This is a genomic window from Burkholderia sp. AU45274 (assembly GCF_030482505.1).
Lineage (GTDB): Bacteria > Pseudomonadota > Gammaproteobacteria > Burkholderiales > Burkholderiaceae > Burkholderia.
In genome coordinates this window covers 1,121,944-1,135,097 of record NZ_JAUJQE010000001.1, presented here as the reverse complement: position 1 = coordinate 1,135,097, position 13,154 = coordinate 1,121,944, and the positions used below count along the sequence as shown (strand labels likewise).

Annotated in this window: 10 protein-coding genes; 2 read left to right on the top strand and 8 right to left on the bottom strand. The window is 68.2% G+C overall.

Annotated features, from left to right (window positions below; translation table 11 throughout):
• Positions 1 to 43 precede the first annotated feature (43 nt).
• The 4 genes from QZM35_RS05085 to QZM35_RS05070 form a co-directional block, all read right to left on the bottom strand.
• On the bottom strand, positions 44 to 1,762 hold the full coding sequence (locus QZM35_RS05085) for a cation:proton antiporter (RefSeq protein WP_089427648.1): 1,719 nt from the start codon (positions 1,760 to 1,762) through the stop codon (positions 44 to 46).
• Positions 1,763 to 1,970: 208 nt separating this feature from the next.
• The gene (locus QZM35_RS05080; RefSeq protein ID WP_089432587.1) at positions 1,971 to 3,383 is read right to left on the bottom strand and encodes a cytochrome c; all 1,413 of its coding nucleotides are present in this window, start codon (positions 3,381 to 3,383) and stop codon (positions 1,971 to 1,973) included.
• Positions 3,380 to 5,158: a GMC family oxidoreductase gene (locus QZM35_RS05075; RefSeq protein ID WP_301775515.1), complete on the bottom strand. Its 1,779-nt coding sequence runs from the start codon at positions 5,156 to 5,158 to the stop codon at positions 3,380 to 3,382. Before QZM35_RS05075 ends, QZM35_RS05080 begins: the two co-directional genes overlap by 4 nt.
• The gene (locus QZM35_RS05070) at positions 5,158 to 5,895 is read right to left on the bottom strand and encodes a gluconate 2-dehydrogenase subunit 3 family protein (protein WP_089427651.1); all 738 of its coding nucleotides are present in this window, start codon (positions 5,893 to 5,895) and stop codon (positions 5,158 to 5,160) included. Before QZM35_RS05070 ends, QZM35_RS05075 begins: the two co-directional genes overlap by 1 nt.
• Before the next feature lie 601 nt (positions 5,896 to 6,496).
• On the opposite strand from QZM35_RS05070, the gene QZM35_RS05065 reads away from it, so the two are divergent.
• On the top strand, positions 6,497 to 7,084 hold the full coding sequence (locus QZM35_RS05065; RefSeq protein ID WP_301775514.1) for an RNA 2'-phosphotransferase: 588 nt from the start codon (positions 6,497 to 6,499) through the stop codon (positions 7,082 to 7,084).
• A 9-nt stretch (positions 7,085 to 7,093) separates the two neighbouring features.
• On the opposite strand, the gene QZM35_RS05060 is transcribed toward QZM35_RS05065, so the two are convergent.
• Positions 7,094 to 7,510: a DUF3995 domain-containing protein gene (locus QZM35_RS05060; RefSeq protein ID WP_089432585.1), complete on the bottom strand. Its 417-nt coding sequence runs from the start codon at positions 7,508 to 7,510 to the stop codon at positions 7,094 to 7,096.
• Between the two features lie 345 nt (positions 7,511 to 7,855).
• Here QZM35_RS05060 and ald point away from each other — a divergent pair, with 345 nt between their 5' ends.
• The gene (ald, locus tag QZM35_RS05055; protein WP_175238816.1) at positions 7,856 to 8,971 is read left to right on the top strand and encodes an alanine dehydrogenase; all 1,116 of its coding nucleotides are present in this window, start codon (positions 7,856 to 7,858) and stop codon (positions 8,969 to 8,971) included.
• Positions 8,972 to 9,025: 54 nt separating this feature from the next.
• Here the strand turns inward: ald and polX are convergent, their stop codons facing one another.
• The 3 genes from polX to QZM35_RS05040 all read right to left on the bottom strand — a co-directional run bounded on the left by polX (position 9,026) and on the right by QZM35_RS05040 (position 13,142).
• On the bottom strand, positions 9,026 to 10,795 hold the full coding sequence (gene polX, locus QZM35_RS05050) for a DNA polymerase/3'-5' exonuclease PolX (RefSeq protein WP_301775513.1): 1,770 nt from the start codon (positions 10,793 to 10,795) through the stop codon (positions 9,026 to 9,028).
• Between the two features lie 155 nt (positions 10,796 to 10,950).
• A complete protein-coding gene (locus QZM35_RS05045; protein ID WP_089429110.1) occupies positions 10,951 to 11,343 on the bottom strand; it encodes a TraR/DksA family transcriptional regulator in 393 nt (130 codons plus the stop codon).
• Between the two features lie 386 nt (positions 11,344 to 11,729).
• Positions 11,730 to 13,142, bottom strand: a complete 1,413-nt coding sequence (locus QZM35_RS05040; protein ID WP_301775511.1) for an undecaprenyl-phosphate glucose phosphotransferase — start codon at positions 13,140 to 13,142, stop codon at positions 11,730 to 11,732.
• Between the last annotated feature and the right edge of the window lie 12 nt (positions 13,143 to 13,154).

Sequence of the window (13,154 nt, the reverse complement as noted above, 5' to 3'; positions counted from 1 at the left end):
GCCGCCGCGCCCTGCCCGGTACGCGGCACGATGCCGCGTGCCGTCAATGTGCAGCGGCCGCGGCCGGCTTCGTCATCCTGCCGAGCACGTGCTCGGTCATCCCGCGCGCGAGTTCGGTCTCGCCCATGAACACCGTGCCGATCCCCTCGCTCGACAGCAGCGCGGCCTCGTCGCCGCTGTTCGTGCACAGCACGACCTCGAGCGCCGGATTCAAGGTGCGCGAGATCTCGACGATCTGCCGCACGTCGAACACGTCGGGCAGCGTGACGACCAGCATCCCGGCGCGCGCGATGTGCGCCTGCACGAGCACGATCGGCTCGATCGCGTCGCCCGACACGGCGGCGACGCCGTCCTCACGCAGTTTCTCGACGAGCTCGCGATTCTGTTCGACGACGACATACGCGATGCCGCGCTCGTCCAGCGCGTGCGCGATTCGGGTACCGACCTTGCCGTAGCCGACGATCACGACCTGCCCGGTCAGGTGCGTCTGCGGCGTCGACATCGGCAGCGCGGCGAGCGGATCGTCGCGCGCCTCGAGCTTGCGCGCGAACGCCGAATGCTTGCGAATCCACGCGAGCGCCGGATCGATCATCGCGAACAGCAGCGTGTTCATCGCGATCGAGATCAGCGCGACGGCCAGAATCAGGCTCTGCCCCTCGGCCGACAGCAGCCCCAGCGCACGGCCGAGCCCGGCGAGGATGAACGAGAACTCGCCGATCTGCGCGAGCCCCGCACCGACCGTCAGCGCGGTATTCAGCGGATAGCGGAACGCGATCACGAGCGCGACTGCCGCGAGCGTCTTGCCGATCACCACGATCGCGGCGACCTCGATCACGTGCAGCGGCTCCGCGAGCAGGATCTTCGGGTCGAACAGCATCCCGACCGAAATGAAGAACAGCACCGAGAACGCATCGCGCAGCGGCAGCGTCTCGTCGGCCGCGCGCCGGCTGAATTCCGACTCGCGCATCATCATCCCGGCGAAGAACGCGCCGAGCGCGAACGACACGTCGAACAGCTTCGCCGCGCCGAATGCGATGCCGACCGCGGCCGCGATCATGCACAGCGTGAACAGCTCGCGCGAGCCGGTGCGCGCGACGAGCCACAGAATGCGCGGAAACACGCGCTTGCCGACCACCAGCATCAATGCGATGAACGCCGCGACCTTCAGCATCGTGACGCCGAGCGTGCCCCACACGCTGCCGCCGGCCGCCTGCGCGTCGCCGGGCGGCGTGCCGCCGAGCAGCCCCGCGACGGGTGGCAGCAGCACCAGCACGAGCACCATCACGAGATCCTCGACGACGAGCCAGCCGACCGCGATGCGCCCGTTGACCGTCTCGACCAGCCCGCGCCCTTCGAGCGCTCGCAGCAGCACCACCGTGCTCGCGACCGACAGCGCGAGCCCGAACACGAGCGCCGCGCCGACGCTCCAGCCCCAGGTGAGCGCGAGCCCGCCGCCGAGCAGCGTGGCCACCGTAATCTGGACGATCGCGCCGGGCAGCGCGATCTTGCGCACCGCGAGCAGATCGCCGAGCGAGAAATGCAGGCCGACGCCGAACATCAGCAGCATCACGCCGACTTCGGCGAGCTGCTGCGCGAGCGACAGGTCGCCGACGAAGCCGGGCGTGCCGGGGCCGATCACGATCCCGGCGAGCAAATAGCCGACGAGCGGCGGCATTTTCAACAGCGACGCGAAATAACCGAAGACCATCGCGAGACCGAAACCGGCCGCGAGCAACGCAATCAGGCTGACGTCATGAGGCATCCCCCCTCCCGAAGTTCTTGTAACTATTTAGTAAGGTTCAAGAACGAAAGGATAAGGGATGAGGCGGAAAAATGGCGCGCCGCCGCGAAAATTTCACGCATTGGCGCGCCTTTGCGGGGTGCAACCCCGGCGAAACAAAAGGCGCCGCGCGGAGACGGCGGCGCCTTGCAGCACATCCGACAGGCGGGGCCGGCGCCCCGCCGCCCCGTCAGCGCGACGCTTGCGGGAACCGCGCGCCCGGCGGCGGTTCGGGCCGGGTCGACGGCACGCTCTTGCGCACCTTCGCGACCTGCGCGGCCGTCACGGCAGCCCCCGTGTTGCCCCAGCTCGTGCGCACGAAGTTGGACACGTCCGCGACTTCCTGGTCCGACAGGCGCCAGCCGAACGGCGGCATCGTGAACGTCGACGGCGCGGTGCGCGTGCCCTGCAGTGCGCTGCCTTCCAGCACGACGTGGATCAGCGACGTCGGATCGTCGCCCTGCACGACCGGGTTGCCGGCGAGCGCCGGGAACACGCGCGTGTAGCCATGGCCGTCGCTGCGGTGGCACGCCATGCAGTTGTCGCGATAAACGGCCGCGCCCGGCTTGCTCGCGTCGCCGGTCTGCAGCGCCTTCGCGGCCGCCGCGTCGTACACGTGCGGCTGCTCGCCCTGCACGCGCGGCGGCAGCGTCTTCAGGTAGCGCGCGATCGCGTTCAGGTCGTCGTCGGTCATGTGCTGCATGCTGTGGCCGACCACGTCCGTCATCCCGCCGAACGCGGCCGTGCGCAGCGTGCGGCCCGTCTTCAGGAACTGCACGATCTCGGTTTCCGTCCACGTGCCGAGGCCCGTGCGCGGCTCGCCGCGCAGGCTCGTCGGCACCCAGCCGTCGATCGCCGCGCCGCCGGCCAGGAAGTCCGGGCCGTCCGCGTCGGTCAGCCCGCGCTCCTGCATGGTCGGCGCGCGCGGCGTATGGCACGCGCCGCAGTGGCCGAGACCCTGCACGAGATACGCACCGCGCGCGACCACCGGATCGGTGTATGGCACCGCGTCGAACGGCTTCGGGGTCGGCGCGAACATCTTGCGCCAGATCCCGAGCGGCCAGCGCATCGACAGCGGCCACACGATGTCGACCGCGCGGTTCTCGTGCTCGACGGGCGCGACGCCGTGCATGAAGTACGCGTACAGCGCCTTCATGTCGTCGTCGGTCAGGCGCGCGTAGGATGGGAACGGCATGGCCGGATACATCGTGTCGCCGTTCTTGCGCACGCCTTCGCGCACGGCGCGCGTGAAGTCCTCGACGGTCCAGCCGCCCAGGCCCGTTTTCGGATCCGGCGTGATGTTCGTCGAGTAGATCCCGCCGATCGGCGTGTCGAATTTCAGCCCGCCCGCAAACGGCTTGCCGCCGCTCGCGGTGTGGCACGCGATGCAGTCGCCTGCCCGCGCGAGATATTCGCCGCGCTTGATCAAGGCCGCGTCGGCGGATTGGGCCGCGGGTGCGGCCGCCGGGCCGGAAGCCGCCGCGGGAGTGGCGGGCTGCGCGAACGCCATCGAGCCTGCGCAGCCGAACGCGGCCCAGGCCGCACCGGCCGCCAGCGCGCGCGACATCCGGCGCGCGACGTTGTGGTTCATCGTCCTCTTCATGCGGTCACCAGCGGGGCGGGATTTTTCAGGTATTGCTCGCGGATCGCACGTGCCGACCAGTAGGCCAGCGCCGCGATGATCCCGGTCGGGTTGTAGCCGATGCCCTGCGGCAGCGCCGATGCGCCCATCACGAACACGTTGTGCACGTCCCAGCACTGCAGGTAGCGGTTCAGCACGCTCGTCTTCGGGTCGGTGCCCATGATCGCGCCGCCGACGAGGTGGGTCGTCTGGTACGCGCGCGAATCGAAGTGCTTGCCGAATTCGCGCGTCGACACGCTGATCGCCTTCGGCCCCATCGCCTCCGCGATCTTCTTCATCTGCGCGGTCACGTACTGCGCCATCTTGATGTCGTTGTCCTTCCAGTCGAACGTCATCCGCAGCAGCGGCTGGCCGTACGAATCGCGATAGGTTGGATCGAGGTCGAGATACACGTCGCGGTACGACATGTTGGTGCCGTGCGCGTCCATCGAGATCGTATGCGCGTAGTTGTCCTTCACCGCCTTCTTCCACGCCGAGCCCCACTGCGGCGTACCGGGCGGCGTCGCGATGCCGCTGATCGGCTTCACGCCGGCCTGGTTCACCCACAGCGGCGAGCCGCCGACGAATCCGAGCGGGCCGTGGTCGAAGTTGTCCGCGTTGAAATCGTCCACCGCGACGCCGTTGCCGCCCGCGCCGATGAACGGATTCGTGTAGGTGTCCTTGTCGAAGAACGCCTTGATCGTCGACAGGTTCTGGTACGCGAAATTGCGGCCCACGACGCCTTCGCCCGAGATCGGGTCATACGGCTTGCCGATGCCCGACAGCAGCAGCAGGTGCACGTTGTGGTACTGGAACGCGGCCACGATCACGAGATCCGCCGGCTGGTGCACTTCACGCCCGGCCGGATCGACGTAGGTCACGCCCGTCGCGCGCTTCTTCGTATCGTCGAGGTCGACGCGCAGCACGTGGCACTTCGAGCGCAGCTCGAAGTTCGGCGCCTGCTTCAGCGCGGGCAGGATGTTCAGGTTCGGCGACGCCTTCGAGTACATGTAGCACGCGTAGCCGCTGCAGTAGCCGCAGAAGTTGCACGGGCCCATCTGCACGCCGTACGGGTTCGTGTACGGCCCCGACGTGTTCGCCGACGGCAGCCGATACGGATGCAGGCCGAGCGACTTCGCCGCGTCGGAGAAGCGCTGCGCCGAATAGGTATTGAGCTGCGCGGGCAGCGGGAAGTTGTCGCTGCGGTTCGCCTCGAACACGTTGCCGTCGCCGACCACCTTGCCGCCGACCTTGTACGCCTGCCCCGACGTGCCGAACACCTTCTCCGCGAAGTCGAAATGCGGCTCGAGCTCCTCGTAGGTCACGCCCGTGTCCTGGATCGTCATCCCTTCGGGGATGAACTTCTTGCCGTAGCGCTCTTCATAGTGGCTGCGCAGGCGCAGCTCTTCCGGCGTGATCCGGAAATGCACGCCCGACCAGTGCAGCCCCGCGCCGCCCACGCCTTCGCCCGGCAGGAACGCGGCGAGCTGCCGGTACGGCAGCGCGGTGTCCTGCAGGCCGTGGCGGATCGACACGGTCGTCTTCGACAGGTCGAGGAACAGCTTCTTGCGGATGTTGTAGGTCAGCTCGTCGATCGTGTTCGGATACGCGCCGTCCGGATAGGTGTCGCGATACTCGCCACGCTCGAGCGCGACGACGTTCAGGCCCGCTTCGGTCAGTTCCTTCGCGAGAATCGCGCCGGTCCAGCCGAAGCCGACGATCACCGCATCGACATGCGGTTTTTTCTCTGCGGCCATCAGCTGCGCTCCCCGTTGATCGAGACGGGGCCGTACGGATACGACTTGCCGTTCTGGTTGACGAAATCCATGAAGTCCGCGCGCGCGCCCGGAAAGCCGATCATCTTCCACGCGGCCATGTCGTGATTGCCGCCATGCACCGGATCGCAGAAGTAGCCTTCACGCGTGTTCTGCAGCAACTGACCGAAGAACACGCCGGGCGGCACGTCGTCGATCTGCGCGCCGCCCTTCTCCAGCGCGCCGAGCACGGTGTCGCGCGTCGGCGCGTCGAGATCCGCGAATGCCTTGCCGTGAGTCTTCTCGCAATAGCGGTTGACCGCCGCGATACCGAGCCGGTAGATGTCGCGCGGCACCAGCTTCAGCTGGTAGCCGAGCTCGGGCACGCCTTGCTGGAACGGCCCCTGCATGTACCAGGTGGCGCCGTGCGCATACGGCGTCTCCATCTGGCGGTCGATGAATTCGGGCACGCCCGATTCGAGCGCGCCGGGCCCTTCGGCGTCGGCCGGAATCAGCCGGTCGACGGCGGCCTGGACGAACGCCCATTCCTTCGCATCGAAGAAGGTCGGCTTGTACGGCGCGCGTTCGGCACTGGCCGATGCACCGGGCGCGTTGCCGGTCGTCGCGGAAGGCGACGACGAACGCAGGTCGCAGCCGGCGACCGACGCGATCGGCACGAGCGCGACCGACGTGCGCAGGAAACGGCGGCGCGAGTTGGGTTTGTCAGGTGGCGTGGACATGGTCGGATGTTGATCGTTGGGGATCGGGACCCGGACGCGCGCACTCCGCATGCGGCATGTCCGGCATGGCAGCCATGCCGCATGCGGCTGGCCGTCCTGTTCTTTCGTCTGTTGCGAACAACCTCGCTGCTGACGCCGCCCATGCCATGCACGGCAGCGCCTTCAAGCAGCCGCGCATCGCGCCAATTCAGGATGCGCTGCACGGATCGGCTTCTTCGCGAGCCTTATCGTCTGACAAATGCCGGCATTTGCCCGCATCTGCCCCTCATCGCTCATGACCCTCATTCAACTTAGACGCCGCGTTTGCCGACAGCAAGCGCAACGTGCACGACCCTCTTTCGGGCCCGGCGACGAGTGCCGCGAATTATAAATGGAACCGGTTCCATTGAGTGTCGTATCAATGCAATTCAATGCATCGAAAATCGCAACAATTGAAAAATCCGGGAGTCGGAATCGACAAGGATCGCGGGAATACCGACTGACGCGGGCGTCAGGTAGACGATTGTTGTGTGGCGCGCTGCGCCGAAGGCTGTCTCTTTCCTGCTACGCGGGGTACCCGGGCGTACTTTTTTGCGCGGTGCTCTGGTAGCCTCCGCGTCTCATGAAACCACACAAGAAGAATGAACTGCCGGCGACCGACGCGACCGGCATCAGCCGATATCTCAGCTACCTGCTGCGCCACGCGCCGCAGTCGATCGGGCTGCAACTCGACCCCGAAGGCTGGGCCGACATCGACGCACTGATGACCGGCGCTGCCCGCCAGGGGCACCACCTCGATCGCGCGACGCTCGAAACCGTCTGCGCGACCAACGACAAGCAACGCTTCGCCCTCTCCGACGACGGCCGTCGCATCCGTGCGGTGCAAGGCCATTCGACGCCCGTCGTGCAGCGCCGCTATCCTACCGCGCAGCCGCCCGAGCGCCTGTATCACGGCACGGCGACGCGCTTCCTGGATTCGATTCGGGAGCAAGGGCTGAAACCCGGCGCCCGTCATCACGTGCATCTGTCGCCGGACATCCGGACGGCGCTGGCCGTCGGCACACGCTACGGCGTGCCCGTGATACTCGAGGTCGATGCGCAGCGCATGCATCGGCAAGGCCACACGTTCTTCGTCGCGGAAAACGGCGTATGGCTGACCGACACCGTGCCGGCGGCATTCCTCAAAGAGATGGACGGGCCCGCGCGCTGAGACGCGCGCTCACCACGGCCAGAACATCGACGCGATGGACAGCGCCAGCGCCGCGCAAAGCGGCGAGTAATACAGCGTGTCCATGCGTGCGAAACGCGAGCCGCGAATCCGCTTGAAGAAGCCGACGTAACGGAAATCGCCGACGGCCCGCACCGCGAAGATCAGTGCGAACGCAACGACCGCGAACGAGATTGTGCCGGGATACGCATTCGGCCCCAGCCAGCCGGCACGCGCGGCAACCACGCACGCGCCGCCCAGCAACGCCACCGCGACCGCAAGCGTGCCGATGGCAGTCGGCCGCAATAGCGGCTCGCCGTCCTGCTCCGGAATGGCCGCCCCCTTGCCGCGCCGCCCGCCCAACGCCCAGTAGACGTGAACGAGCGCGATTGCGCAAAGCGTCGGCACGCTGAAATACGCTCCGGTCATGTTGGTCAGTGCCCTCGTGTCGTTGTCTCGTTATCGCGATGTGTTGCCGGCGACGTTCCGGCGCGCGGCCTCGGTCCGAGCCACACGTGACGATACCGAAACCCGGCACCACGTGCATTGCGACCTCCGGTCGCAACCTGCCACCCGCCACCCGCGACAGCGCATGTTGCGATGCAGTGCGCGCGCCGGTGCACGCGATCCGGCCGCTTGACTTCCCTCCGCGCACTACTACCCTGATATTCCAGTACTGCGGTCGATACGCTCCTGCATGATCGGCCGCACGGGCAACGTTCGCCGCATGGCGCACCTGCACGACAACGATAACGAAGGCCATGGAGGCGACTCATGCTGATCGGTGTGCCGAAAGAGATCAAGAACCACGAATATCGCGTGGGCCTCACGCCGGCCGGCGCCCGCGAACTGACGCGGCATGGCCATCGCGTATTGGTGCAGCGCGGCGCGGGCACGGCGATCGGCCTGCTCGACAACGACTACACGGCCGCGGGCGCAGCGCTCTGCGACGGCGCCGACGAAGTTTTCGCGCGCGCCGACATGATCATCAAGGTCAAGGAGCCGCAGCCGGCGGAATGCGCGATGCTGCGGCGCGGCCAGATCCTCTACACGTACCTGCATCTCGCACCCGATCCCGACCAGGCGGCCGCGCTCGTGAAGTCCGGCGCCGTCTGCATCGCGTACGAAACCGTGACGGGCCCCGGTGGCGGCCTGCCGCTGCTCGCGCCGATGAGCGAGGTGGCCGGGCGCATGTCGATCCAGGTCGCGGCGACTCACCTCGAAAGCCCGCGCGGCGGGCGTGGCCTGCTGATGGCCGGGGTGCCCGGCGTGCCGGCCGCGCACGTCGTCGTGCTCGGCGCGGGCGTGGTGGGAACCGGCGCCCTGCAGATGGCGGTCGGCCTCGGCGCACGCGTCACCGTGCTCGATACCAACGTGAACCGGCTGCGCCAGCTCGACCTCGTCTTCGCCAACCGGATCGCGACCGTCTGCTCGAATGCACACACGATCGACGAAGCCGTGCGCGACGCCGACGTCGTGATCGGCGCCGTGCTGGTGCCGGGCGCATCGGCGCCGCGGCTCGTCACGCGCGACATGATCGCGACGATGCGCACGGGAGCGGTCGTCGTCGACGTCGCGATCGACCAGGGCGGCTGCTTCGAGACTTCGCATGCGACGACGCACGCGGACCCGACCTTCGTCGTCGACGGCGTCGTGCACTACTGCGTCGCGAACATGCCCGGCGCAGTCGCGCGCACGTCGACCTTCGCGCTCAACAACGCGACGCTCACCCATGCGCTCGCGCTCGCCGACAAGGGCTGGAAGCAGGCGATGACCGACGATCCGCATCTGCGCGCGGGCCTGAACGTATGCGACGGACACATCACGTACGAAGCCGTCGCGCTCGCGCTCGGCCTGCCCTATGTGCCGGCGGCCGGCGTACTGGCATGACGTGACCACATTCATGACCGGCCAGCCGCTGACGGCACGCGCCGCCGGCTGCGTTCACGCGCCCTTCGCGCCGCCGCAGCGCTTCGACGCGCCGCCCGCTCCCATCGTGCGTGCAAGCAGCGGCCGCAATTGCGCGAGCGTGCGCGTGTTCAGCACGTCGGGCCGCGTGAGCCAGCCCCGTCGCGCCTGATCGACGCCGTACGCAAGATTGTCGAGTTCGTCCGCACTGCACGCATCCGAGCCGATCGCCACCGGCACGCCGGCCTTCGCGGCCTCGCGGCACCAGACGTCCGGCAGGTCGAGCCGCCGCGGCTGCGCATCGAGTTCGACGAAGCAACCGCGCGCCGCGGCGTGCGCGATCACGCGCGGCACATCGAGTTCGCAAGCATCGCGCTCGCCGAGCACGCGGCCCGTCGGGTGCGCGAGAATCGTGAAATGCGGATGATCCATCGCGCGCAGCATGCGCGCGGTCTGTGCGTCGCGCGACAGCTCGAAGCCGTCGCGTACCACGCCGACCACGAGATCGAGCCGGCCGAGCATCGCATCGGGCACATCGAGGCTGCCGTCCTCTCGAATGCCGGCCTCCACGCCCTTGAGCAGCACCAAATCGTCGAACGACGCGTTGAGACGATCGATCTCGTCGAGCTGCCGGGCAAGCCAGTCGAAGTCGCTGCGGCTGCCGCCGGCATGCGGCGCCCGGTCGGTGATGGCCAGGTACGCGAACCCGCGTGCGCGTGCCGCATCGGCCATCGCACGCAGGCTGTCGCGGCCGGCAGACGCGTCGGTATGCGCGTGCAGGTCGCCGCGCACGTGCTTGCGCTCGACCAGTGCCGGCAGCGTGCCCGCGCGCGCGGCCTCGATCTCGCCGCGATCCTCGCGCAACTCGGGCGGCACGTCGTGCAACCCGATCGCTGCATAGACCGACGCCTCGGTCGCGCCGGCAATCCGTTCGTCGCCGCGAAACACGCCGTACTCGTTGATCTTCAGTCCGCCGGCCTGCGCGATCCTGCGCAACGCGATGTTGTGCGCTTTCGATCCGGTGAAATAGACGAGCGCCGCGCCGAACGCGTCGGCATCGACGACGCGCAGGTCGACCTGCAACCCGCTGGCGAGCACGACGCTCGACTTCGTCTTGCCGTGCGCGAGCACGCGCGCGACCTCGCCGTGGCCGACGAACGCGTCGGCGACAGCCACCGGATCACGTGCGGTAACGAGGATGTCGAGATCGCCGACCGTCTCGCGGCGGCGGCGAAAGCTGCCGGCCGGCACGGCGTTGCCGACGCCCGCGATCGCGCGCAGGCGTTCGAGCAGCGGCTGCAGCGCGTGCATCGCATCCGGCAGCAGGAAGCGTTGAGGTTCGCGCTTCAGCCGGTCGTCGATCGCTTCGAGCAGATGCGCTTCGGTTTTCGCGCCGAAGCCCGGCAACTCGCGCACGTGCCCGCTCTTCGCTTCCGCGCGAAGCTGCTCGAGCGAATCGACGTGCAGTGCGTCATGGAGCGCCTTCACACGCTTCGCGCCGAGCCCCGGCACGTCAAGCAGCTCGACGATCGCGCCCGGCAACGCGTGACGCAGCGTTTGCTGCAGTTCGCAGGTGCCGGTCGCGGCAATCTCGCGCAGCTTCGACGCGAGATCGGGCCCGATCGACGGAATCTTCCCGAGATCGTCGCCGTTCGCGATCATCGTCGGGATATCGCGCCCGTAGTCGGCAATCGTCCGTGCTGCGTTGCGATAGGCACGCACCCGGAACGGATTGGCGCCCTGGATCTCGAGCATGTCGGCGATCTCGGCGAACACCGCCGCACACTCGGCATTGTGGATCGGCATGATCGGCGTGGCTCCCTTCCACGTGGATGGCGCCGCGCGCGTGCGCGACGGCGTCTGCCCGCCCGGCGCCGCATGCTGACGCCGCCGGGTGCCCGTTCATCATCGTACGCCGGCCGCGCCGCGCGTGCAGCGCCGTGATGGCGACGATGACAGCGTCAGAGGGAGGCGCGCGGTGTCGTGGCGTAGTGCCGCTCGTAGATCGACTGGCAATGCGTGCAGCGTTCGGCGGCCGGGCGCGCCAGCAGGCGCTCGTAGCCGACCGAGCCGTCGCAGTCGATGCACTCGCCGTAGCTGCCGTCGCGCATTCGCTGCTGGGCACGGCCGATCGCGCGCAGCTCGGTCAGTTTCATGCCGATCAACGCATGATCGACGTCGACGAACAGATCCGCATTGGCCTCGTCGCCCTCGTCCGGCGCCGCGCCGGCGAGGTCTGCGTAGGACTCCGACGCGCGCTGGTCTTCGCTCGCGCGGATCTCCGCACGCAACGTCTGCTCGCTCTCGTTCAGCCGCTGTTTCAGCGTCTGCCGTTGTTGTGGGTCGAGCGACATGGCCGTCTCTCCTGTTCCGGGTTCCGCGCGGAGCATGGCGGCGCGCGGTGTCGCGCCGGTGCGCGGCGGGCCGGCGTCACCGCCTGCCACCGTGTCCGGATGGGCGCCCGGCGACACGAAGAGCGCCGGACGCATTCGACGCAGGATAAACCCATTGAACACGCGTGTGTTGACCGGAATCAGCGTGTCGGTCAGGCAGCGGCAGCCGTGCTGAAACTGGGGCCGGACGCGTAATCCGGACCCGCGGTGCGCGCTCGGACACTCGGCGGCACGACCGCAGCGCAGCAATTTTCCGCACGGCTACAACGCTTCGTCCGCGCGCACGAACCGGCATTACGCCGTCGGGACGATCGCTCGCGCGGCGCCGCCTCGATCTTTCGTGATCCTCAGAATGCATTGCGCCCAATGAAGCCGCGCACGACCGTCAACAGGATGATCTTCATGTCGAACCAGAAGCTCCAGTTCTGCATGTAGAACAGATCGAACTTCACGCGTGCTGCCATCGCCTCGACCTTGCGCGTTTCACCGCGATAGCCGTTCACCTGCGCCCATCCGGTGATGCCGGGCCGCACGCGGTAGCGGTACATGTAGCAGTCGATCAATTGCCGATAGAGGTCGTCGTGTTCGATCGCGTGCGGGCGCGGCCCGACCACCGACATCTGCCCGAACAGCACGTTGAAGAACTGCGGCAGTTCGTCGAGCGACGTACGCCGCAGGAACGCGCCGACGCGCGTGATGCGCGAATCGTTGCGCGACGCCTGCTGCAGCACGCCCGGCTGGGCGCGATGCACGCGCATGGTCCGGAACTTGAGAATGTCGAACTCCCGGCCGTCGACACCCTTGCGGCGCTGCCTGAACAGCACGGGCCCCGGTGACGACAGCTTGACCGCGATCGCCAGCATCGACAGCAGCGGCAGCAACGGAATCAGCACGCCGAATGCGAACAGCCGGTCGAACGCGAACTTCGCCCACAGCTCCGGCGCCGAACGCGGCGTGGTCGCGAGGTTGATGGCGGGCATGCCGAGCACGTCGGTCGCCGAGCGATCGACCACCGCCATCTGCCGCACGTCGGGCAACAGCCGCAGTTCCACGAACTCGTCGCGCAACTCGCGCACGATGCGCTGGATCCGCCACTCGTGCGACATCGGCAGCGTGAGCCAGACCTCGTCGATGTCGCCGCCGCGAATCAGGTCACGCAATACGCTCCAGTCGTCGATTACCGGCACGCCGCCGATGCCGCCGATGCCGCCGGTGGCGCCGGTGGCGCCGGTAGCAGCCGGTGCGTCGTCGTCGAATACGCATGCGGCCACGAACGGGCCGTTCGGCGCGAGCTGCATCCTCTCGACCGCGACACGCCCATATGCCGTTGCGCCCACGACCGCGACGCGGCGCTGCCGCGCGCGCGGGTCGTCACGCGTCAGCGCGAGCGCCAGCAGCGCGGCACGGCCGAGCAGCAACGCAGCATCGCCGGCCAGCACCGTCCGCACGATCCAGCGTGTCGTGATCGTGCCGCCGCGATTCATGATCCACATCGCGGCGGTGACCGTCAGCACGCTCGCGCAGACGAGCGCCACCATCGTCTGCGTCAGTGCATGCGTGCCGCCTTGCGGCGCCACGCTGCCGCGCACGGTGCGCAGGTAGCGCGGCAGCAAGGCCACGGTCAGCACGCACAGCAGCGCGATCGCGCCGCGCTGCGCGTCGGACAGCGCGTGCCACGCGAGGCCCGACGCCGCCTGCGCCGCGAGCGCGCCTGCCAGCACGAGCGCGGCGTCGATAACTGCGATCACAGAACGCCGCATCGAATTCGTCCC